General features: G+C 62.1%; 16 protein-coding genes. 6 read left to right on the top strand and 10 right to left on the bottom strand.

All coding sequences use genetic code 11. The features are described from left to right. Positions 1–25: 25 nt before the first annotated feature. The 3 genes from LDN70_RS20600 to LDN70_RS21190 form a co-directional block, all read right to left on the bottom strand. On the bottom strand, positions 26–2590 hold the full coding sequence (locus tag LDN70_RS20600) for a LuxR C-terminal-related transcriptional regulator (protein ID WP_223941277.1): 2565 nt from the start codon (positions 2588–2590) through the stop codon (positions 26–28). A 220-nt stretch (positions 2591–2810) separates the two neighbouring features. Beyond that, a complete protein-coding gene (locus LDN70_RS20595; RefSeq protein WP_142937376.1) occupies positions 2811–3785 on the bottom strand; it encodes an acyl-CoA thioesterase in 975 nt (324 codons plus the stop codon). Between the two features lie 111 nt (positions 3786–3896). Beyond that, positions 3897–8258: a rhamnogalacturonan lyase family protein gene (locus LDN70_RS21190; protein ID WP_286198869.1), complete on the bottom strand. Its 4362-nt coding sequence runs from the start codon at positions 8256–8258 to the stop codon at positions 3897–3899. Positions 8259–8557: 299 nt separating this feature from the next. Here LDN70_RS21190 and aztD point away from each other — a divergent pair, with 299 nt between their 5' ends. Continuing rightward, entirely contained in the window at positions 8558–9871 is a 1314-nt protein-coding gene (gene aztD, locus LDN70_RS20580) for a zinc metallochaperone AztD (RefSeq protein WP_223941276.1), read from the top strand. Positions 9872–9987: 116 nt separating this feature from the next. Here aztD and LDN70_RS20575 read toward each other — a convergent pair whose 3' ends face one another. Together LDN70_RS20575 and LDN70_RS20570 are read right to left on the bottom strand one after the other, a co-directional pair. Further along, positions 9988–10422, bottom strand: coding sequence for a DoxX family protein (locus LDN70_RS20575; protein ID WP_223941275.1), 435 nt, complete (start codon positions 10420–10422; stop codon positions 9988–9990). 64 nt (positions 10423–10486) lie between these two features. Beyond that, positions 10487–11077, bottom strand: a complete 591-nt coding sequence (locus LDN70_RS20570) for an antibiotic biosynthesis monooxygenase (protein ID WP_223941274.1) — start codon at positions 11075–11077, stop codon at positions 10487–10489. Positions 11078–11118: 41 nt separating this feature from the next. On the opposite strand from LDN70_RS20570, the gene LDN70_RS20565 reads away from it, so the two are divergent. The 3 genes from LDN70_RS20565 (at position 11119) to LDN70_RS20555 (ending at position 13466) form a co-directional block, all read left to right on the top strand. Beyond that, positions 11119–12459: an MATE family efflux transporter gene (locus LDN70_RS20565; protein ID WP_166841941.1), complete on the top strand. Its 1341-nt coding sequence runs from the start codon at positions 11119–11121 to the stop codon at positions 12457–12459. Between the two features lie 9 nt (positions 12460–12468). Beyond that, entirely contained in the window at positions 12469–13053 is a 585-nt protein-coding gene (locus tag LDN70_RS20560; RefSeq protein WP_223941273.1) for a hypothetical protein, read from the top strand. A 68-nt stretch (positions 13054–13121) separates the two neighbouring features. Further along, positions 13122–13466: a hypothetical protein gene (locus LDN70_RS20555; protein ID WP_166841940.1), complete on the top strand. Its 345-nt coding sequence runs from the start codon at positions 13122–13124 to the stop codon at positions 13464–13466. Here the strand turns inward: LDN70_RS20555 and LDN70_RS20550 are convergent. The 4 genes from LDN70_RS20550 to LDN70_RS20535 form a co-directional block, all read right to left on the bottom strand. Then, positions 13463–14380 (bottom strand): class C sortase, encoded by a 918-nt coding sequence (locus tag LDN70_RS20550; protein ID WP_142937389.1) that lies wholly within the window; start codon positions 14378–14380, stop codon positions 13463–13465. The genes LDN70_RS20555 and LDN70_RS20550 overlap by 4 nt on opposite strands. 111 nt (positions 14381–14491) lie before the next feature. Next, a complete protein-coding gene (locus tag LDN70_RS20545; RefSeq protein ID WP_223941272.1) occupies positions 14492–15973 on the bottom strand; it encodes a SpaH/EbpB family LPXTG-anchored major pilin in 1482 nt (493 codons plus the stop codon). 94 nt (positions 15974–16067) lie between these two features. Then, positions 16068–18797 carry a DUF7927 domain-containing protein gene (locus LDN70_RS20540; protein ID WP_223941271.1) on the bottom strand — a complete coding sequence of 910 codons (2730 nt, stop codon included), beginning with the start codon at positions 18795–18797 and terminating at the stop codon, positions 16068–16070. 293 nt (positions 18798–19090) lie between these two features. Further along, positions 19091–19639 (bottom strand): CGNR zinc finger domain-containing protein, encoded by a 549-nt coding sequence (locus tag LDN70_RS20535; protein WP_223941270.1) that lies wholly within the window; start codon positions 19637–19639, stop codon positions 19091–19093. Positions 19640–19710: 71 nt separating this feature from the next. Here LDN70_RS20535 and LDN70_RS20530 point away from each other — a divergent pair, with 71 nt between their 5' ends. After that, a complete protein-coding gene (locus LDN70_RS20530) occupies positions 19711–20733 on the top strand; it encodes an EamA family transporter (protein ID WP_166841937.1) in 1023 nt (340 codons plus the stop codon). A gap of 55 nt (positions 20734–20788) precedes the next feature. Here the strand turns inward: LDN70_RS20530 and LDN70_RS20525 are convergent, their stop codons facing one another. Continuing rightward, positions 20789–21052: a WXG100 family type VII secretion target gene (locus LDN70_RS20525; RefSeq protein WP_011776688.1), complete on the bottom strand. Its 264-nt coding sequence runs from the start codon at positions 21050–21052 to the stop codon at positions 20789–20791. Between the two features lie 157 nt (positions 21053–21209). On the opposite strand from LDN70_RS20525, the gene LDN70_RS20520 reads away from it, so the two are divergent. Beyond that, a complete protein-coding gene (locus tag LDN70_RS20520) occupies positions 21210–21482 on the top strand; it encodes a DUF2277 domain-containing protein (RefSeq protein ID WP_024818746.1) in 273 nt (90 codons plus the stop codon). The last annotated feature ends 53 nt before the right edge of the window (positions 21483–21535 follow it).

Below are 21535 nucleotides of genomic sequence, written 5' to 3'. Positions count from 1 at the left end.
CTGAGGAAGGCTCCGGGCCGAAGCCTCAAACTTGGGATGGGTCACTGGCGCCCGATGTCAAGGGCTTGGGTGCATTCCGAATGAGATCTGCCAGTTGTTTTCGAGTGGTGGTATCGGTCTTCCGCAGAGCGTTGGAAATGTGGCTCTCCACAGTCCGGATGCTGATGCCGAATTGCTCCGCGATGTCCTGATTGCTCTGCTGCCCGGCGACGAGGGCAACTTCGATCTCCCTCATGGTCAGGGAAGAGCCGGGAGGCTCGGACCTGAAATCAAACAACGTCCCCACCACACCGAAACGGGCAACGAAATCCTTTGCTGCCCTTCTGATCTGGCTGGCAACAGCAGGCTCCCCGCTGAGTTGGCACCTCTGCTCTGCTCCGCGAAGAAGCATGGACACTTGAAACGTGTCTCCGTCCAAGACGTAGGTGTCCAGTAAATGGCGTAGTCGGGGTAGATCCATCGCTATGGCGGCATCCGCAATGGTTAGGAGCTGGTGGTGTGCTGTCATGGAGCGGTCCTCCAGAATTTTTTGGAGGAGACCCCGGACTCGCGGGCCCGGGAGCAGTCCCAGCGCGAAAAGCCCCGTGTGCATGGCTTCGTAGACATAACCACGGGCAAGTGACTTTTCGATGATGCGGCTGGCTCGCTCGTCGAAGGCTTTGGCGCTCGCGGGGCGGCTTGCGGCGAGGTCGTGCAAACCCGTGCCGAAACCAGGTAGCGCACCAATATCCACTGCGTTGGATCCCGCCGACATCCCCAAGGAAGTCGCTGGCACCGCGTCCCGAAGTGAGGAGAGGCGCAGCATGGCCACGTGCAACGGCTCCACGATAAACCCAGGCTTGCCCAAGGAAAAGGCGCGCCCCATGAGATATTCGGCTTCGTCAAACAGACCGTGATGAAGAAGGGAAAGCGCTGCGATGTAACTCTGGCTGACGAAGGCTAACTGATCGACATTCTGCAAAGCCCTTTCCCGACACTCGAGAGCCATGACGAGGGCCGATTCTTCGCGGCCGCTGGAGAGCATTGCCATACCGCGGATAAATGACTCGAAAGGCTGGCAGCCATGTGCTCCCTCGGCGGAGTCCATAGCGCTCTGCGCCCTCTGTGGGTTGAGCTCATAGAGCTCCAGCATTCCCTTGATTGTGGGGAGAATGTCGCTTTGTGGTCCGCGCCTGGGGGGATCACCTATAACCTCGTCCCGATCGCCGGGGATGCCGCTCTGTGATGCGTGAAGGAGTGCGATGACCCCTTCGGCTTCATGCCGCAGGCCCGGTTCTTTGGAAGACAGAGCCTGCATTGTCCCGATTGCGCCGGGCAGGTTCTTCTCGTGTGAGAACTGCCACCAAGCCAAAGACATACTGAACAAAAAGAGCTCTGGTAATTCACCGCCGTCGGAGTCGGTTTGGAGCAAAACTTCCTGGATTCGATGCGGGTTGGCAGGCGCTCCCCAATAGAATTTGAGGATCGCGACAGCATTGGCCAGGCTGCGATCACGTTGCCAGTTTTGGTAGCACAACTCTTCAAAGGCGTCGCGCCGCTGCTGGAAGTATCGCGTGGCGGCCGCGTGGTTGCTGCCCATTTCTCCGCGCACCTTGGAAATCGAAGCCGACAACATGTCATCTGTGGCTGCCGGAGTGGGGAGATCGCCTGGCCCTGCAATGACGTGATCAGTGACTGCGCTCTGGAGAATTCTCCGCGAGCTTAGCGTGTGGGCACGAAGGTAGTCATCCACTATCGGCGGAAAGACAGCAGCAAGTAGGGTTTCTTCCGGGCCTTGAATCACAGAGATCAACCCGTTGTATTCGAGGTTATCGAGGATGTCCTCACCCACAGTTGCCACCAATCGGTCAACAGGGCTGGGACCCAGAAGCGACAACTTGTTCAGAGCCCGGACTTCCTCCGGCCGCAGACCCTGGAGCAAGGCTTCCACGGTTCCGTTGAGATGTTCGTTCATCAGTTTGGGGCTGTTCATGCACCACTGACCGTCCTTGAGAATGATGCGCCCGCTGAGGGCCGAGGTCTGGAGGATGCGAACCGCCAACCGCAAATTGCCGCCGGATTTGGTCAGAACAGTCGCAACTACATTCACTTCCGCCGGATGCCCAAGGGTTTCGGTGATGAGTTTGCTGATTTGGTCGTATTCCAGAGGTGCCAGGGCGACGGTGGCTTCGGGAATGCTCCCCAAATAGCCGGAGGTTCTGGGCTGAAAGGGTCGATCATTCATGGTGGTAATCAGCGGGACATTGCTCCTTCTTCGCAGCACGTCCACTACTGCCAACGACTCGCGGTCCAGGTTCTCGAGATCGTCGATCGCTATCAGGTGCGCCCCGGACCTGGCCATCTGGACCGAGAGAAGGTCCACGATGCCGAGAATTCCGATTGTCCTGGAACGAAGATCCAAGCCCAGGGAAAGTACGCCGGCAAAAGGCACGGCAGCAAGCGCTGGAGCAGCGAACATGGTGTAAACAGTGGCGCCGTCTTCCTCCAGTTTCGCAACGACTCTCTTAAGGAGACTGGTTCGGCCACTGCCGGGTGCCCCGACGATTCTCACACCCAGACCTTTGGCAACGTAGTCCAGGACACATTTCATCTTCCGTGTATGCAACTGCTGACCCCTTATGGAGGCGGCTGTTCGACCACGTGACGCCGCCAAAAAGCCGTGCCTCTACTTGACAACTTCCAAGTGGGCCAAGGACTTGATTCGTGTCGAGGAACGGTTGGGGCCTTAGTACATTTGCACGGCAGTCATAGGCACGACGAAGGCGCCCCGGTACTTAGGCCTTGGCATTGGGGGAGAAGGAATGCCTGCCCTAGCTTCCAGCGCGGTTCTGCAGATGGTCCGGCAGCCGGTTTCCCGGGGCCCGGCCACGGATTTCCAGCAGTTCGCGGGCATGTGCATGCAACTTCTTGTCCTCGTCAGACACTGGTTCCCAGGCGGGGACGGGAACGGCCGTCCCCGTTTCGTCGCGCGCCACCATCACCGTGAGGCAATAGGTGGTGAGGTTCATGACCTTGGTTTTAGGGTCACCCGAGCGGACGTGAACCGCGATGTGCATACCCTTGGCGCCGGTGTAGACGAGGCGCGCCTCCACTTCTACGACGTGTCCGATCAGCAAGGGCCGGTAGAAGCGGACACCGCCGGAGAACACCGCCACGGTGTCCATGCCGCAGTAGCGGGAGGCGCACACGTAGGCGGCTTCGTCGATCCACTTCATCACGATGCCACCGTGGACCTTGCCGCCCCAATTCACATCAGTGGGGGACGCCATGAACCGCAGGACGACGCGCTCGGCGGTCCCGGCGTCGGTATATTCCTGGGCGTTCATCGCGTTGACGATCTGTTCACGGACCTCAATGCGGGCCAGGGCGTGATCGCGCTGCTCGATCTCCGCAGCTGTTGACGGTTCATATTGCGGGACGGGAATCGGCTTGCCGTCCGGACCGACGGCAACGAAGATGACCATGCACTGGCTGTGCATGGTCTCCGGGCCGCCTTTGGGATCCCGTGAGCTGACAACGGTGTGAATGTGCATGGAGGAGCGCCCGGTGTAAACGATGGTGGAGGTTACTTCCACCATGTCGCCGCTGTTGACCGGATCCGTGAAGTGGATATTTCCCACGTAAGCCGTAACGCAATAGGCCTTGGCCCAGCCAACGGCTGCCGCGTACGCTGCTTTGTCCACCCACTCAAGGACGGTGCCGGCGTCGACGGACCCGCTGTGTCCGACGTCCATGGGAGCCGCGAGGAAGCGGAGGGTCACTGAGTTGGCGGCGTCATCGCTCATGGTGGCAGTTTACTGTCGCCAGGTTTCTGTTACGTGACTAAGTCCGAATGACAGATAGCACTGCCCCGGCACCAGCAGGCGTCGGGGCAGTGCCCATCTCAGTAAAAGGACTCACTGACCTCCCGTATATGCAATATTCGGCATAGAAGGAGCGTCCATGCCCACACCGATATAGAAGCCCGGGTGGGGCGGCTGGTTGTAGGCGATATTCTCGCGGGCAACCGAGAGCCGGTACACAGGATCGTGCATCAGGGTGCGGAGCCGGACGTCGGTACCGGACGTGGTGGTGTAGATCCGGAGCTCCGTGCTGTCCGCGGAACGCCAGGCAATTTCTTCCCGCCAGTCACCCAGCAGATCGGCCTGGATGGCAGGGTTGCCCTTGGTGCTGTTGTTGGTCAGCGCGCCGGTGGCCGTCAGCAGGCGATCGCTGTTTTGGGTGTTCCAGTTCCACTTGCTGATGCTCGGGGTGCCGCTGTTGCTTGCGACGTCCCAGTCGTGGTCCACGATTTCCCGGAGCAGATCGCCGTCCCACCACGCCAGGAAGTTTGCTGCCGGGATGTTGGTGGAGAGCAGCTCACCCTTGGCTGAGCGCAGTTCGCCTACCGGGGAGTTCCACGCAGCGTCGCCCCCAACGGCCCACCCTTCAGCGCCCAGGTAGCGCGGGTCGATATCTCCGGAGGCTCCACGGCCGGTATCCCTGGCCGCCGGAATGCTCCAGAGCACTTCACCTGTGGCGGAGTCGCGGAAGGTGGCTCCAAGGTTCCCGCTGGATGCCATGTCTTCGTGGACTGCAAAGGTTTCCAGGCCCGGACGGGATGGATCCAGGTCGCTGGTGTGGATGGCATCTCCATGGCCCAGGCCCGTGGTGTAGAGCGGCTGGCCATTGTCATCGATGGTCATGGAGCCGAAGATGAACTCGTCCTTGCCATCGGCATCCACATCAGCCACGGACAGGTTGTGGTTGCCCATACTCCGGTACTGATCGCCGGAAACGTTGGAGTCGAACACCCAGCGCTTCACGATTTTGCCGCCCACCAGGTCGTAGGTGGCCAGGACTGCGCGGGTGTAGTAACCGCGGCTGAACATCATGGACGGGTGCTCGCCGTCGAGGTAGGCGACGGCGCCCAGGAAGCGGTCCACGCGGTTGCCGTACGTGTCACCCCAGGCGCCCACGTCACCGCGCGGCGGGTCATACGCCACGGTGTCCATGATGGTGCCCGTCTGCCCATGGAAGACCGTCAGGAATTCCGGACCGGTAAGGACGTAACCGCTGCTGTTCCGGTGATCTGCGTTGGCATTGCCGATCACGGTACCAGCAGCGTCCCGGGTCCCGTCGGCGGTCTTCATGGCCACTTCAGCCTTGCCGTCGCCGTCGAAGTCGTAGGCCAGGAGTTGGGTGTAGTGCGCGCCGGCACGGATGTTCTGGCCGAGGTTGATGCGCCAGAGCTTGGTGCCATCCATGGTGTAGGCGTCCACGTAAACGGTGCCCGTGTACCCGGCCTGAGAATTGTCCTTGGAGTTGGACGGAGACCACATCTGGATGACCTCGTACCGGCCGTCGCCGTCGAGGTCGGCAACCGTGGCGTCACCGGCCGAGTAGCTGTAGGGCTGCCCGTCCTTGGTGTAATCGTCGGCTGGCTTATCCAGTTTGATGGCCAGGTAGTCCTGCGCCAGGGGGCTGAATTCCTTGGTCTCCTTTTCGCCGCTGTTTCCACCGCCGGCTACTTTGATGACGTACTTCGAGGCCGCGGTTCCGGTGGTGTCCAGGTAACTGGTGCTGTTGGTGACGGGTGAGGACGTGATCTTCTTGCCGTCACGGAAAACGTCGAAGCCGATCTTGTCTTCATCGAGGCCGAGCATGCGCCAGCCGATCCGGATTCCCTCTGCCGTGGGTATCGCGACAGGTGCCCGGTCCAGCTTCTCCATCTGGCGGTCCAGAACCACCACGTCGTCGGTGCCGACGGTTTCAGACGGAGCCGATTCCCCGCCGGCGTTCAGGGCCGTCACCCGGTAGTAGTACTTGATGGTGGTCAGGACGGTGGTGTCGGTGAACTTCTTGTCGTCGGCTTTACCTACGTAGGTGAATGCCCCGTCAGCTGCCGTCGAGCGATAGACGAGGTACGCCGTCGAGCCCTTAACCTCGCCCCACTGAAGCGAAACGCTGGTCTTTTCCACCTTCTTGGTTTTCAGCTTTCCAGGTGCTGCGGGCGCTGCGGTTGCGGGGTCGATCAGCGGTACGTCCAAAGTGTTGGACGGGACGGACTCCAGGCCTGTGCGGTCTACGGCAGTGACGTAGTACTTGTAGGGCAGTCCCGCTGTGGCGGTGGTGTCCGAAAACGCGGGGTCGGCGACGTTCTCTGCAATCAGCTGCGCGGACGCCTCGAAGGGTGCCTGTCGGAACACGCGGTAGCTGGCGGCGTCGCCAACAGCGTCCCAGGAAAGCGCGACGACGGGTGGCTGGGCGGCTGCGTCGACGGACGTGGTTTTGAGGTTAGTGGGGCCAACCAGCAGCGGGGTTACTTCGAGCCCGTTGAGGCGCTGGCCGGATCCGCTGATGCTCAGGTTGAGTTGACCGTCGGTCACCAGGACCTCGTTGATGACTTTGGTGGCGGACGCGGCTTTGCCTGAGGTGACGGTGCCGAAGCCCTTGCCTTCCACGGTGATGTCAGTCCGCGTGGAGCCGATCCAGTCGCTGTGGTAGGTCTTCAGGGCGTAGGTGCCGTTGGGGACGTCCAGCTGGAATTCGAAGCTGGCGCCGCTGAGGACGAAGTCCCGGAGCAGGTTGGTGGTGGTTGCGCCGCGGTCGCGATCGCTGAGGACCGTGATGTCCTTGAAGCCATAACCGCGCTCGGCAGAGTAGGCCATGGTGCGGTTGACTTCGGTGTAGCCGGCCTCTACTGGGGCGCCGACGGGTCCGAAGTCGAACTTGTACGTGGCCTGCTTGGTGGTCAAGGCCAACGCGTCGCTGTACTCGGACAGGCCTTTGCCGTTCATTGCTGCCACGCGGACGGTGTAGGCGGTGCCTTCGGCGAGGCCGTTCAGGTTGGTGGTGGGAATGGTGGAGGTGGTGGCCAGCTTGTAGGCGCTGTCCGGTTCAGTGGCCAGTTTGCGGTAGATCTTGTAAATGTCCGCTCCCTCTACCTGCTGCCATTTGAGCAGGGCGCCGGCGTTGGAGACGCTGCCGGCAACCAGGCCTTGCGGCTTGGCAGGAACGTTCGACGGCGGCGTGACCTCCTGGACGCGCGACGCCAGCGGAACGTTGAGCTGCTTCATGCCGCCGGCGAGCAGGCGGGCAATCTGGATGGCGCCGTATTCCTGGAAGTGGGTGTCGTCAGCGGTGCCGCTCGGACGCCCGGGGTACACACCGGCGTCGACGTGGAGGAAGACCGACTTGGCTTCTTCCGGTCCGATTTGGTCGTAGTAGCCGCGGCTGAGGGCGGACAGATCCACCAGTGCCACGTTCTCTTCTGCCGCGAGTTCCTTCATCTTGTCCACGTACTCCGGGAAGCTGACGCGGAACGTGCCGGTGGCGGCGTCGAAGTCCCGGCGCCCCACTGGGGTCACCAGGATGGGGGTGGCGCCACGTTGGCGGGCACCGTTGACGTAAGTGCGCAGGTATTCCTTGTAGTCTGCCGGGGACGCGTAGCGGTCGTCGACGCCGATGGTTGCGTCATTGTGGCCGAACTGGACCATGAGGTAATCGCCGGGGTTGATGACGCGGAGGATCTCGTCAAGGCGGCCCTGGCTGATGAAGTTCTTGGAGCTACGGCCGCCGATCGCGTGGTTGTATACGGGGACTTTGTCGTCCAGGTAGCGGTCGATCATTTGGCCCCACCCCGCCTGGGGTGCGTAGCCGGGGTCGTACGTCTGCACGGTGGAGTCGCCGGCCAAATAAACACCCGGGTCCGTTGTTGCCGTGCGGGGAGCGCGGGCTGCGATGACCAGCGAGTTGATCTTGGCGGCGGTTCCGGTGATGTCCAGATTGAGTTGACCGTCCACCAAGGAGATGGGGAATTCCATTTCCAGGAACTGGCCGGCCGGCTTGTCGGTGGCCTGCACTTTGGCCATCTTCTCGGCAGTGATAGCGATGTTGGTGGCTTCCGTTGCGTCGCCGGCGATGAGCTTCACGGTGTAGTCGCCATTGGGAAGGTCCACTTGAAAGGAGCTGCCCTGAGCTTGGACGAAGTCGCTGCGCAGGGAGTCCGTGGTGCCCCTGTCAGTCCCGGAGGTGACGGCGGTGTCCGTGAAACCGAACTTCGCGGTGGGGCTATAGGCGCTGCCTGCGTTCACTTGCGTGTATCCGTCGGCCACGGCGCCGGGGCCAAAGTCGAACTTGAACCCGCTTCCGGCTGGGGGGAGCGGCGTTTGGGCATGCGCTGCAGGGAGCCCTGTAAAGGCGAGGGCAGCCGAGGCGACGGCGGCAGTCAGGGCGGTTGCGCCTGTTCTGACCGCGCGTTGAGGGGGGTGTTTCACCGAACATCTCCTTTGATGACGCGTGGGGGTGAGTACCGGCCACACTGTCGGACTTTGTATCGTTTCATCAACCCGGGAGGCGCATCCATGGTGGTGTGGCGGAGGGAGGCCGCCGGCTGAGGGATGAGAGTGGAGCAGCTGGAAAACGCTTGCCCGGTGGGACATGTTTACCAGTGTTTGAAATCACGAGTCAAGGAATTGACGGGAGTATTTGTTGTTTTGTGTTCATTGTCGTGAAGTGTGACAGCGTCACCCCAGCATCGATTTGCTCTATAAATGAGAATCAATATCATTAACTCATGCCTCATCACCCCACCTTCATGTCCCCTGTCCTAGCCCCGCGCAACCGCCGCCTCCGCGCCCTGCCGATCGCCGCCGTCGGACTTTCTGCTCTGTTGCTGGCGTCCTGCGCCACTCCCGGCGGCTCGGTGGGCAACGCGGTCGATGCAACGCCCTCGGCCGCCTCAACTCCCAGTGCGAAGGAGGCCGGCGCCCCCACTCCGCGGCTCGTCTATACCCACGACGCCGGCATTGCGGTACTGGACGCGGCCTCGCTTGAGCAGGTGGGAAGTGCGGAAATGTCCGGTTTCAATCGCCTGAATCCGGCCGGCGACGGCCGACACGTCTTCGTGTCCACAGGCGACTCCTTCCGCCTCTTCGACGCCGGCGCCTGGACCGAGCCGCATGGAGATCACAGCCACCACTACGTAGCTGAGCCCACGTTGACTGAGTTGGCTTTTGCGGCGGACAAGGCCGGTCACGTGGTACTGCATGGCGGCAAGACCGTGCTGTTCAACGATGGTTCCGGAAAGGTGGAGAGCTTCGAGACCTCTGCTCTGGCCGCCGCCGTGGAGGATGGAAAGCTTCCTTCGACCGACGTCTACACCACGCCCGAGGCGCATCACGGCGTGGCCGTGGAACTTGAAGATGGCAAGCTGCTGGTGACCTTGGGCAACGAGGAGAACCGTTCCGGAATCGCCGTCCTCTCCGAAGGCAAAGGCCAGGACCGCAAGGAAGTACTGCGCAACGAAGAATGCCCCGGCGTTCACGGCGAGGCAGTAGCCGCAGGCGAGGCCGTAGTGGTCGGATGCGAAAACGGAATGCTGATTTACAAGGACGGCGCCATCACCAAGGTGGCCAGCCCTGACGCCTACGGGCGGATGGGGAACCAGGCGGGTTCAGAAAAGTCGCCCGTCATTCTCGGTGACTACAAAGTGGATAAGGCCGCCGAGCTCGAGCGGCCTACCCGGATCTCGCTGGTCAACACCGAAGCCGCCACGTTGAAGCTGGTGGACACCGGGGCCAGCTACTCCTTCCGTTCGTTGGGTCGCGGACCTTCGGGTGAAGCGCTGGTGCTCGGCACTGACGGTGGATTGCGGGTGATTGATCCGATCTCCGGAGCGATCACCTCCACCATCCCGGTGGTGGGCGCGTGGGAGGAGTCCGCAACCTGGCAGGACCCGCGTCCCACGCTCTTCGTTCAAGGCTCGACGGCGTTCGTCACCGAACCGGCCACCAGCACCATTCACGCGGTGGACCTGAAGGCGGGCAAAGTGAAGAAGTCGGCCCAGCTGGAGCATGTGCCGAACGAGCTGACCGGGGTCACGGGCTAGAACCTTCTCTCACATCCCACTGCTTAAACGCCGACGGTCTCTCACTTTCCTGAAGGAAGTGAGAGAGCGTCGGTGTTTTGGGGCTGTTATGTGAGAGAGCGTCGGGGGTGGGGTGGCTAGGCCAGGACGCGGAGCTTGGAGCCGGAGCGGCCAAAGAGAGCGGCGTCGGCGGAGATCCTGCCGGCACCTGCCAGAGCGAGGGCCAAGGCAGCGCCCGCGAAGAGCAGAACCAGTTCGTATCCGCCGTTACCAACAAAGACGCCGGCCGGGGCGTGCACCAGGAACAGTGCTCCGAGCATGTTGACGGCCAGGAGCGCGGCGAACACGCGGGTCAGGAAGCCAATGATCAGCGCGATGCCGCCCACCAACTCAAGGGTTGCCACGACTGGGGCTACTGCGGAAGCGCCTGGCACGCCCATCTGGGCGAACGATGCCTGTGTGCCGGCGATGGTGAATTCGTTGAACTTCTGCCAACCGTGCGCGGCGAAGAGAAATCCTGCAATGACGCGCAGGATGGTCAGGACTGTGGTGGTCAAGCTGGTCTTGTTCATACCGTCAACCCTTCCGAAAATAGGTTGAAGTGTCAACTAATTGAGGCTTTCTATGACCAAAGCCTCAGCTGCCCGGCGTGAGCCCCCGCCTCCGGCGCGGTTTCGCCTGAAGCCACGGCTGCAGCAGCCGGGTGGTGATCGGCAGGAAGATGTACGTCATCAGCGGCGTGAGGATCACGATGTTAAGGAGCACCGCGAACACCAGCGGCCAATCCTGCGTCAAGGGGTGCAGCAGGAAATTGGCCAACAGGCTGAGCGGGAAAAACGGCAGAAAGATGCTGATGGCCTGCTTCCAACGCGGAGGAACCACAGTTTCGGGCACAACCACGGAGACGTCGCCGGGGCGAGAGAACCAACCCTCAATCCCCGTGTGCCGCTCCACCCGGGTGGTCTCCATCATGTCCCTGGCGCTGTCGATCCACCAGCGGCGTTCCTCCGAGTCCTCCCACCCCTGCAACGAATCGGCATCGGCGAAACGGTAAAGCATGTGCCACTCCGTGGAATCCACCCCATTGCGAACCCAGCCCGACCCCAAATATCCCGGCCACTCGCGGGCAAGCTCCTGGCCGGCGTGGGCCCACGCGTTGGCTTGGCGGGTGTAGCCCGGAAGGATAGTGCGGGCGACGGAAACGGTAACGGGATGCTCGTGTGACACGGCCCAAATGTACCCGGCCAGCGGCGGACTAGGCTTGTTTAGTGCCTCAAACCACAACCGCTCCCACCCGCTCCAACGCCCGCGAGATCCTGCGCCTGGCCGTCCCCGCCTTCGGTGCGCTCATTGCCGAGCCGCTGTTCCTGTTGGCTGACTCCGCCATAGTGGGGCACCTGGGCGTCGACCAGCTGGCAGGTGTCGGCCTCGCATCCACCATCCTGCACACCGCCGTAGGGCTCATGGTCTTCCTGGCGTATTCAACGACGCCGGCGGTGGCCCGGGCGATCGGCGACGGCAAATTGGGGAAGGCATTGGCAGCAGGGCGCGACGGCGTGTGGCTGGCACTGCTGCTGGGGCTGGCGCTCGCCGTGGCTGGTTTTGTTGCGGCCGAGCCGCTGGTTGGCTCCATGGGAGCCACTGGAGAGGTTCGCCAGTTCGCCGTCGATTACCTGCGATGGTCCATGCCTGGCCTGGCCGCGATGCTCCTCATCTTCGCCGGTACCGGCGTGCTCCGTGGATTGCAGGACACCCGGACACCGCTGGTGGTGGCTACCGCAGGCTTCGCCGTGAACATCGTCCTCAACGTGTTCTTCGTGTACGGACTGAATATGTCCGTGGCTGGCTCCGCGATCGGCACGAGCATCGCACAATGGGCCATGGCCGCCGTCTACTTGGTGATGGTCAGCCGGAACGCGCGGCAACACGGGGTGTCCCTTAAGCCCAACTGGCATGGCATCCGGGCCATGACCAAAGTGGGTTCGTGGCTCATGCTGCGTACGCTGAGTCTCCGCCTGGCCATCCTCGCAACTGTCCTGGTGGTGACTGCCCAGGGCGCAGTGAACCTGGCGGCACACCAGTTGGCCATGACCATTTTCTCCTTCCTGGCCTTTGCCCTGGACGCCCTGGCGATCGCCGCACAGGCCCTGATCGGCAAGGAACTGGGCGCCCGGAACGCCCAACGCGTCCGTGAACTCACCCGCACCATGATCCGCTGGGGCCTCGGGTTCGGTGTGATCACCGGCGCACTCTTGGCCATTGCGGCTCCGTGGGCCGGATACCTCTTCACGTCCGACGCCGGCGTTCGCTCCGCCCTCACCGTCGCCCTGTGGGTCCTAGCGGTGGGACAACCGCTGGCAGGTTACGTCTTCGTCCTTGACGGAGTGCTTATCGGTGCTGGCGACGCGCGCTATTTGGCGATTGCCGGCGTCGTTAATCTGGTGGTCTATTTGCCGTTGCTGGTGGCGATTCACCAGATAAAGCCCGACGGCGAGGCGGGGCTCCTTTGGTTGTGGGCCGCGTTTGCGCTGGGCTACATGCTGGCCCGCGGCGTGACTTTGGGGCTGCGCGCGCGGACCGATCGGTGGATGGTGCTGGGTTCGCACTAAACTGGACGGGTGACTCTCCCTGCGACTCCTGCCCAGACTCCATCTGCCACCGAGGCCGGACTCTGGAAACCCGTGCTCATCCGTGCGACGGTTGCCCTGGTGTTCGGCGCAGTGACCATCTTCTGGGCTGCTCCATCGGTGCACGTCCTGGCCTGGGCCGTGGGGCTGTATTTGTTGGCGACCGCAGCGGCAGTGTGGATGTCCCGCGCTTTGCCCGTTGCCGTTCCGTTGGTGGTTGCGCTGGGAGGTGTTGGCGCTTTGGTCACACAGTCTGACGCGGGCGTTGCGCTGTCGGCCATGCTGGCGCTGCTGGTGCTGGGACTCCTGGAGTTCGTCCATGGCCTCCGGAAGCGGGATGCGTTGGCGCGCGACTGGGTTGTGTCCGGCGTCATTGCCGTGGGCACTGCGGTGCTGCTGCCGTTCTTCACGTCACTGGGCGCCCATGCGCTGTTGGGCGTAGCTGGCGGCGGGGCCATCATTTCCGGTGTGCTGTGGATTCTCTCCGGGCTGACGCTGCGGCACGAAGCCAATACCGCTGCGGGCGGTTCGGCCCGGGCTGCTGCTCCCGGCGCTTCGCCCGAGGCCGTAAACTAGTAGCTGGACGTTCTACTCGTTGTAGAACTTTTGCTGACCGGCGGGGACTAACCGCCATCATTGGAGGAATGACCGTGGCAGACCAGACGCAGGGAGAACCGCGCAAGATGCGGACCTCGGTCAAGGGACCCCTCATGTTCTCCGCATTCTTTGCAGTGCTGGCATTCGTTGCCGTGCTGATCTTCGCGTCCGGCGGCAGCGCAAAGGCCCCGCGTTTCGACCTCGCCTTCACAGGCGCAGGCATCGCGTTCATCGTGAGCCTCGTCGTGGCAGCCATGCTCTCCATGAGCCACAAAGAGAACGCCGACCACCTCGGCAAGGGTTCCGGCGTCAACCTCAGCTCCAAGCGTCCCGGCCACGGCGGCGCGGCTGCTCCGGGCGACGGGCCTGAAACGCCCGACGCCGGCCGCTAACCTTCCGCCGCTTCCTCACCACGGGTGGGCCGCGCCTTACGGGGCTGGGTGACCACCACTATGAGCACCGCTGTGCCGACGAGTGCCAGTGCCCACCAAGGGAATCCCGGGTCCATAGCTTGACTGGGAAGTGCGTGGGCGGATCCGGCGGCTGGGGCGTCAACGCGCTCGCCACGCACCAGGAGTCTGTGGCTGTTGACCCCTGTGGGCGTGCATGTCACCAGAGTGACGTAATCCTTGTCCTGGACTTTGCGGAGATCGTCCGTTTCCTCCGGCAGTACGGTCTTGATCTGATCGACCTTGTAATAGAACGATTCGCCAAGCACCGTTACGGAGAAGACATCGCCTTGGCGTACTTGGTCCAGGTCATCGAAGAGCGTCGCGTTAACGAAGCCTGAGTGGGCAGTCAGCACGCTGTGGGTCCCCGTTCCGCCAACCGGCAGGCCGGAACCGAAAAGATGCCCGGCACCTTTGGACAGCGTTTCATCATCGGTGCCGTGAAAGATGGGCAGGTCCGAGTGGATGGAGGGGATGCTGATGCGTCCCATCATTCCGCCGGGTCCGACGTCGAGTATTTTTTTGTAAGCGTCCGAGCCGGCCCCGACGACGGTTTTCTCGCCTCGGTTGTTCAACGAGTACGGGTCGCGAAGCGGCCCGGATGGCAGCTCCTTGTTGAACTGCCGGGCCTCGTCCAGAAGTGTTTTTTGGGCCGACGGAGAGAGATTCTCCACGGTGTCCACATAGCCACTGATCTCTGTGGCATGAACCCGGTCGGAGAACCATGCGGCGGCGGTGGGGTACAGCATCACTCCAACGCCCAGGATGGCGACGACGACGATGATGATGCGTTGGACGCTCCATCCGGCGCGGATGTTTCGCTGGGGCCGCAGCTTGGAGTCTTGGTGCTTTGACATGAGAGTCCTGGGGGATTTGTGCTCTGGGGGAGCAAAGCGGGGAAGAGCGCGTGTTCGGCGATCTTCCCCGCTTTGGTGTTCAGGTTGCGAACCCTTGCAGGTTGGCGGTGACTAGCTGTTGGTGCTGCGGCGTGAACGGACCAACAGGAGTCCGGCGCCGGTTACCAGGAGTGCGCCTGCTGCGTACAACAGGCCGGTTCCCACACCACCGGTGAGCGGCAATTCGAAGCCACCGTTGGAGGGGATGTTCTTGACCTCCAGGTCAACACCCACCGTGGTGCTGGCCGAGTTGATCAGGAAGGAGATCGGCTCTGCGAGCAGCTCGTAGCCTTCCGGAGCGGTGGTTTCCACCAGGTAGTACGTGCGGTAATCGGCGGAGCCGGGCAGTACTGCAGCGCCGTTCGCCCAGTCGGAGTAGCGCAGGCCGGAGATGGTGAGGGTGCCATCGGCAGCAACGGTGAAGGTGCTCTGACCGTTGATGACAATAGCGTTGGTTCCGGCCAGGGCATCAGCCTGGTTGGTGTAGACCGAGAAGGAAGCGCCGGCAAGGGCAGCGCCGTTCTCGTTGGTCTTCAGGAGCGTCATCTCGCCCCACTTGGTGACAACCGGGGGAGTGATGATGGGGCCGCCGGGCTGGCCGGGAACGGTGGTGAAGCTGCCCAGGTTCGGGTAAACCATGGCGTCGTTCTCGATTTCGCCGATGGTGTTGACGGCGGTGTTTACAACAACCTGTACCTTGGTGTCGTTGTTGGCAGCCAGCACTGCGAGGCCTGCGGGGGTGAAGACGATGGAGACCGTGTTGGTGGCAGCATCGAAGGCAACCGTGTAGTGGGTGCCTTCGGTGATGACCGTGCCATTAACTAGTGTGGCGCTGGCATCAAGGTAGGTCAGCTTGTCGTCCAGCTGGTCCACGATCTTGTAGCCGTCAATGACTGCTTCGTTCGGGATGTCACCGGTGATGGTGAAGTCGATCTGATCGCCGAGCTTGACGTCGGGAGCATCCGTGACGGTCTTCTCTGCACCCGTGATGGAGTTCTTGGGGTACACATGGACGTTGTAGAGCCAGTTGTCCTTGTTATCCGGGTCAGTCAACGGCACTGAAACCAGGAACGGAGCTGACGGGGTCACGCCGGCCGGGTAGTTGGTTTCCGTTACCAGGTACAGGCCGACGGGGAGGTTGCCGAACGCTGCGGTGCCCGCGGCGTCGGTGACCTGGGCAGTGCCGGATCCCAGAGTGAACCCTGCACCTGTTATGGATCCTGCGGGATCGGCGGGGGAGAAGACGCTGCTCAGGTTGTGGGCAGCGTCCCAGCCGGCATTCGTGGACAGGTCGATGGCGTTGACCTGCTGAATGGTGAATTCGATGCCGGCCAAAGCGGTCAGTCCCGTGGTGTCCACGGCCGTGCCATTGTTGGGCAGTCCGGTGGGGGTGTCCGGGCGTTCGAACTTGTGGACCGTGATGGAACCGATCTGGTCCGCGTCCACCAGCGGGGCTGCCGAGGCCGGGGCGGCGGAGAAGGACATTGCCAGTACCGCACCGGCAATGGTGGTGGCGGCGGCCTTCCAAAGGCGCCGGGAGCTTTGATTACTCACTTTTTCCTCTTTCATGGGTGATGATGCGATGCTCGGGAGCGAACATTTTCTGGGGTTGGACCTGCCGCTTTTGCTGCAGGCGGGGAATGACGTTTTATGGGTGGTTTCGGGTGCGTCGTCCATTGCCTGACGCGAGGACCATGGCAATGAGAAGCAATGACGTTCCAGCGGCTGCAAACGGCCACCAGCCGATGCCGCCGGATTCAGGCATCTTCAGCGCAGGGACGTCGCGGACGGTGACCAGGAAGATACCGTTTCCATCGGCGTCGCTCGTTGTCACGACTCCGCCGCCGCTTCCTTGGCCAATGGTCACGGCACCGTTGGCGGCAACGGTGAATTGCACGGCTTCGGCCAGCAGGTTGAAGCCATCCGGAGCTGTGGTCTCTTCGAGCCAGTACACGCCCGGCTGAATGCCCTCGAGTTGGAACTGTCCGGTCTGGGACGGAACGGGAGCCACGGTGAAGCTGGTGTTGACTGCGCCCGGCGCTCCGGCTGCGTCATTGTGGATGGCCCAAGTGGATCCCGCCATGGGAACCCATTCGTCGTCGGACGATTCGCCGAGTTTTTCGATGAGGATCTTGGCCGGTGTCAGGTGGGTGGTAGAGCATTCCGGTGCCAGCGGTGTGGTGCTGGTTGCGCAGCGGACGGGTGTGACGCTGCCGGCGCCAGTGGCGACGTTGACCAGTTGAGCACTCCAAGCGTCCGCCTTGACGGTGACTTTGTAGCTGAGCACTGCGGTTTGTCCGGCCGGAAGAGTGAACTGCTGGGTAGTCAGCGTGGTGGACGGTGCCACGGGATTCGCGACGGCGACCGGCGCTGCGGAGCCGATGGTGAGGACTGCGGATCCGGGGACGAACGTGGCCTGATCCAGGACGTCTGCGAGGTTGTCCGTGAGGACGACGTTATTGATCTGGCCGCGGTTGCTGGTGGCGGTAACGGTGTACGTGATGGTGTCGCCGGGTTTCACCCATTGGCCGTTTGACGGCTGGGTGCCCACTGAGGCCGACTTGGCGATGGTCCATTGGGGCTCCACGGGCGTATTTACCGTTGCGGAACATCCAACCCCGGGCAAAGGCGGGCAGGCAGGATCAACGGTGGGAACCATGGTGGTTGATCCGGGAACCGGAACGGGCCCACCGCCTGGCATGTTGGGAACAGCTGTTTGGGCTGGAGGCGTGACTTTGGCCGTGTTGGTAATGATTCCGGTGGTGCCCGGTGCCACCGTGCCCTTGATGGTGTACGTCAGGGTTCCGCCCACGTTGATTCTTACGGTGCCGGAAATGCTGCCGGTGCCGGTGGGAGCGTTACAGGCGGTGGGTCCGGCCGGGGGCAGATTTGAGGTTCCCGCAACCGTAACCGCACAGGTCCAGGTTGCACCTGTGATGGATGAGGGCAGGGGGTCGGTGAATACGGCGTTGACAGCATCGCTGGGTCCGTTGTTGTGGACCACAACTGTGTACGTGATCGGCTGGCCCGGGACGTAAGCGGCAATGTTGGCACTCTTGGTGATGGACAGGTCCACCACCGGACGGACGGTCAAAGGCGCCGTTCCGGGAGAGTAAAGCCCCGTGATGGTGGGGAAGTTGTTGGTGCAGTTGGGAATGGCCGTGCCGTCGTTGGCCAAGCACCCTGAGTTGTTGTAAATACCGGGGGTGTTGCTGGTGACGGTTACCGTGATGGTGCACGAGGCACTGCCCTGCGCGAGGTTCCCGGTGACGTCCACCGTACGGCCTGAGACAGTGCCCGCTGTACGGACGCATGTGCCACCGAGTGGGCCGACCGCAGTAAGGCCAGTGGGCAGGGTGTCAACGAAGTGCCAGCCATTCTTGGCCATCAGGTCGCTGGTGTTGGTGACGGTGTAGGTCAAGGTGGTGTTCTGACCCTGGAAGATGCTGGTGGGGCTGAATGCCTTATCCAGCTGTGGCGTAACGTCAACCAGCTGGGGAAGGTCGAATCCGACGTCGTTGCCGGTGCCGGTGGCCTGCAAATTCCTTACCCGGATACCCAGCGTAGGGGTGGTGCCGGTCAGCGGGACCTGGATGGCTCCCGACTGGAGCTTTGCCACGCTGTAGTCGGTATTGCCGTAATTGAAGACTTGCCGGCTGGGATCAGCGCAGGGGTCCAGGTTTGAACCGACCACCGTTGCTACGCCATTAATGAGGATGGAGAATTCCTGGCGGGCGTGGTTGGAGAAGCAGTTGGTTTCCCCGAAGATGCCCGAAATCGCGTAGTAATGGCCAGCGATGGTGGGAATCGTGTTCTTGGTGGTTTGGAGCTGAAGCCCCGCCGGTTGGACTCCGTTGGAAGTGTTGGTGTACTCGCTGAGGATCTGGTTTTGAGCGGCCTGAGCGTCGGTCATACCCTGGTATTTGCCCATGACATAGGCCATGTCGCGAAGAAAATTGATGGCATTGTTGCGGTCGCATTGATCGTTGTTGGTGATGACGCCGCCGTTGGCCGGCAACGGAGTGCTCTGCCGTACGATCCAGCCGTTGCAGGCGCCGTAACCGGGAAGCCAGGCTGCATCTGCCGTGTACTGCTCGTTCTGTGCAGCCGCGCCGCCCGTGTATGAAGTCAATGGGATGGGAGCAGTGGCAGCGCTGATGTTGGAGAAGTCTTCGCTGTAGACCAAGGTGCCAGGCTGGGTGACTCCGGGGGAGCCGGGCAGTGCGCTCACGGGCGTGGGAGCGTTGACTACTCCATAAGCTGACATTCCTACTACTACGAGAAGAACGCTCGCAATGAGCGCGAGCAGAGTCCGGCCCTTGCCTTCACCCCGCCCGTCTTGATCGTGGGCACGTTTGTGCTCAAACTTCTGCCGCATGGAGTCCCTTTTCCTAATGCCATGGCCAATCAACCCTCTGGAGGGCCGCCCCTTTATTTCTTACTGAGGAGTAAGTACGGCATGACGGAAAATCATGATGCGGAAATGAATGTGACCCTGGTCACATTTGAAAAAAGGGATGCGAAAGTACCACTGCCGCGCAATAGCGGGGTCAATAGCCGGACTGTCACGTCCAGCGCTGCGGCTGGGAAGTGGCGCCCACTCCCATGAAAAGCCGGGTGCGACCATCAGGTGGATGACCGTATAGACGCGCGGCCGCAGTTATGCCGGCATCACACGCCCTCGGCGGCTTTTCTTGCCCGGTATGCCGCGACGTGGGCGCGGTTGGCGCAGTTGCCGGTGTCGCAGTAGAGCTTGGAGCGGTTGCGGCTGAGATCCAGGACGGCGGCATCGCAGTCCTCCGCAGCGCATACGCGCATGCGATCCATTTCCTTGCTTCGGACGACGTCGATGATGGCCATAGCAGCTTCGGTGCCCATCCGATCTGCCAGCGGCGCTTCCGGGGTTGTGGCGTGGAGGTGCCAGTCCCAGTGGTCATGTTTGACGAGCTGGGGGAGTGCTTTTGCGTCGGCGAGCAGCTTGTTGACGGACTTTGCCGCCGTGTCCTCATCGGCGCTCCACAGGGCTGCCAGTTCGCGACGCAAGTGCTTGATGCTATCCAACTCCGCCGGCGTATGGACCCGCGAGCCTGTGAACTCTTCGGCGTCCAGGAAGGCGTTGAGGTCCTGCACGGTGACCAGCGCTTCCTCTCCGTTGGCGGCGGTGTTGATGAGATTAACGACGCTACGGAGGGCTACCTCGGTGTCAGGCGCAAAAAGCACTTTGACTCCTTACATGTTTCGGGAGTACTGTCATGACCATAAGCCCACTTTACTCCTGACAGGAGGCTGCTGTGTCAGCTCCAACGACGAAGGCTGATGCAAAGAGTTTCCTGGCATCAGGACTCGGCATCGCACTCTTTTCCTCGGCTGTTTTCGGCACGTCCGGCTCGTTTGCCAAATCAATGCTGGAAACCGGCTGGTCACCCGGCGCCGCAGTTGCCGTGCGCCTCACCGGTGCCGCGCTCATCCTGGTGATTCCCGCCGTCGTGGTTCTACGTGGCCGTTGGCACCAACTCAAGGACAACTGGCTGACCATCCTGCTGTTCGGTCTCATCGGCGTAGCAGGTTGCCAGCTCTTCTACTTCAACGCCGTTGCCCGCCTCTCCGTAGGCGTAGCCCTGCTGCTTGAGTACCTGGCTCCGGTGATGATTGTGCTGTGGCTCTGGATTGCCAGCCGACGCCGGCCCCGCGCGCTCACCGCTGCCGGCGCGCTGTTGTCCCTGGGCGGCCTGGTTCTGGTGCTTGATCTGACAGGTGCCGTGAAGGTGGACTTGGTTGGCGTTCTGTGGGGCATGGCCGCAGCCGTGTGCCTGGTCATCTACTTCTTCATCACCGCGAAAGAGAACGACACCCTCCCGCCACTGGTGCTCGCTTCAGGGGGCCTCCTCGTGGGAGCGCTGGTGATGTGGCTCGTAGGCCTGGTGGGATTGCTGCCCATGACGTTCAGCACCGCCGACACAACGCTGGGGCCGTGGACCACCCCCTGGTGGGTTTCCGCCGTGGGGCTCATCATTCTGGCCACGGTACTCGCGTACGTTACCGGCATCATGGCTGCCCGCAGCCTGGGGTCCAAGGTGGCCTCGTTCGTGTCCCTGACCGAGGTGCTTTTTGCCGTGATCTGGGCCTGGCTGCTTTTGGGCGAACTCCCGGGGACGATCCAGCTGCTGGGAGGGCTCCTCATTGTGGGTGGTGTGGTCCTGGTACGCGTCGATGAGCTGCGTGGAGATCGGCGGGCAGCTCAGGAAGTAGCCCGGGTCCTGGATCACCCGAACGATGTTGAACCGGTCCCCTCCGTGAACGTCACCGGGAAATAGGCTTTAACAAGAGAATGCCCGGACGCTGTGCGTCCGGGCATTCTTCCCAACTGTCTTAGTTGGAGGCCTGCTGCTGCTGCTCAGCGTTCTTCTGAGCGCGATCGCCGGCTTCGCGAAGTGCGTCGGCAACCTTCTTCAGGTTCGAAGCGTGCTGGCTGTCCCACTCGCCGCGGAACTTGTCAGCGTCCGGGCCCTTCCAGTCGGTGCCGTCAAGTGCGCCCTTGAGCTGTGAACGCTGCTGCTCGATGTTCTCAGCACCAGCCTTCAGCTTGTTACCGAGCTGACGAAGCTGATCAACATCTGCACCCCAAATAGCCATGAGATTCTCCTTCATTTTTCGGACCCGAGCTCTTCGGCATCCCCAGCGGCCTCCGGCTCATCCGGAAGATCCAATAACTAAAACCTATCCCGGGAATGCAAAAACCGTCGATGGGCACCCCTCCCCATGTAGCACTGCCCATAGTTAGCATGGGGTTATGTGCCGCAATATCAGGACCCTGCATAACTTCGAACCGCACGCCACGAGCGCCGAAGTGGAGGCCGCTGCCCTGCAATACGTGCGCAAAATCAGCGGATCCACCAAGCCCTCCAAGGCCAACGAGGAAGCCTTCGCGGAGGCCGTCCACGAGATCGCGCATATTACGCAGCATCTCCTTGACTCCCTGGTGAGCCATGCGCCGGCGAAGAATCGCGACGAGGAAGCCGCCAAGGCGAAGGCCCGGGCCGCCGTCCGGTTTGGGGCTGCCTAGCCGCAGCTCGAGCCGCAAGGCAGTGGTGGGTGACCAGACGTTCCTGAACACCC

The sequence above is a fragment of the Arthrobacter sp. StoSoilB22 genome (assembly GCF_019977315.1).
Lineage (GTDB): Bacteria > Actinomycetota > Actinomycetes > Actinomycetales > Micrococcaceae > Arthrobacter.
The sequence above is the reverse complement of the archived record's forward strand: the minus strand, read 5'-3'. Positions and strand labels throughout refer to the sequence as shown.

Excerpts from the sequence above, each read along its gene's own strand:
- LDN70_RS20595 (WP_142937376.1), bottom strand. The coding sequence starts at position 3,785 with ATGAGCGATGACGCCGCCAACTCAGTGACCCTCCGCTTCCTCGCGGCT.
- LDN70_RS20600 (WP_223941277.1), bottom strand. The coding sequence starts at position 2,590 with ATGAAATGTGTCCTGGACTACGTTGCCAAAGGTCTGGGTGTGAGAATC.
- LDN70_RS20550 (WP_142937389.1), bottom strand. The coding sequence starts at position 14,380 with ATGTCAAAGCACCAAGACTCCAAGCTGCGGCCCCAGCGAAACATCCGC.
- LDN70_RS20525 (WP_011776688.1), bottom strand. The coding sequence starts at position 21,052 with ATGGCTATTTGGGGTGCAGATGTTGATCAGCTTCGTCAGCTCGGTAAC.
- LDN70_RS20520 (WP_024818746.1), top strand. The coding sequence starts at position 21,210 with ATGTGCCGCAATATCAGGACCCTGCATAACTTCGAACCGCACGCCACG.
- LDN70_RS20555 (WP_166841940.1), top strand. The coding sequence starts at position 13,122 with ATGACCGTGGCAGACCAGACGCAGGGAGAACCGCGCAAGATGCGGACC.
- aztD (WP_223941276.1), top strand. The coding sequence starts at position 8,558 with ATGCCTCATCACCCCACCTTCATGTCCCCTGTCCTAGCCCCGCGCAAC.
- LDN70_RS20540 (WP_223941271.1), bottom strand. The coding sequence starts at position 18,797 with ATGCGGCAGAAGTTTGAGCACAAACGTGCCCACGATCAAGACGGGCGG.
- LDN70_RS20575 (WP_223941275.1), bottom strand. The coding sequence starts at position 10,422 with ATGAACAAGACCAGCTTGACCACCACAGTCCTGACCATCCTGCGCGTC.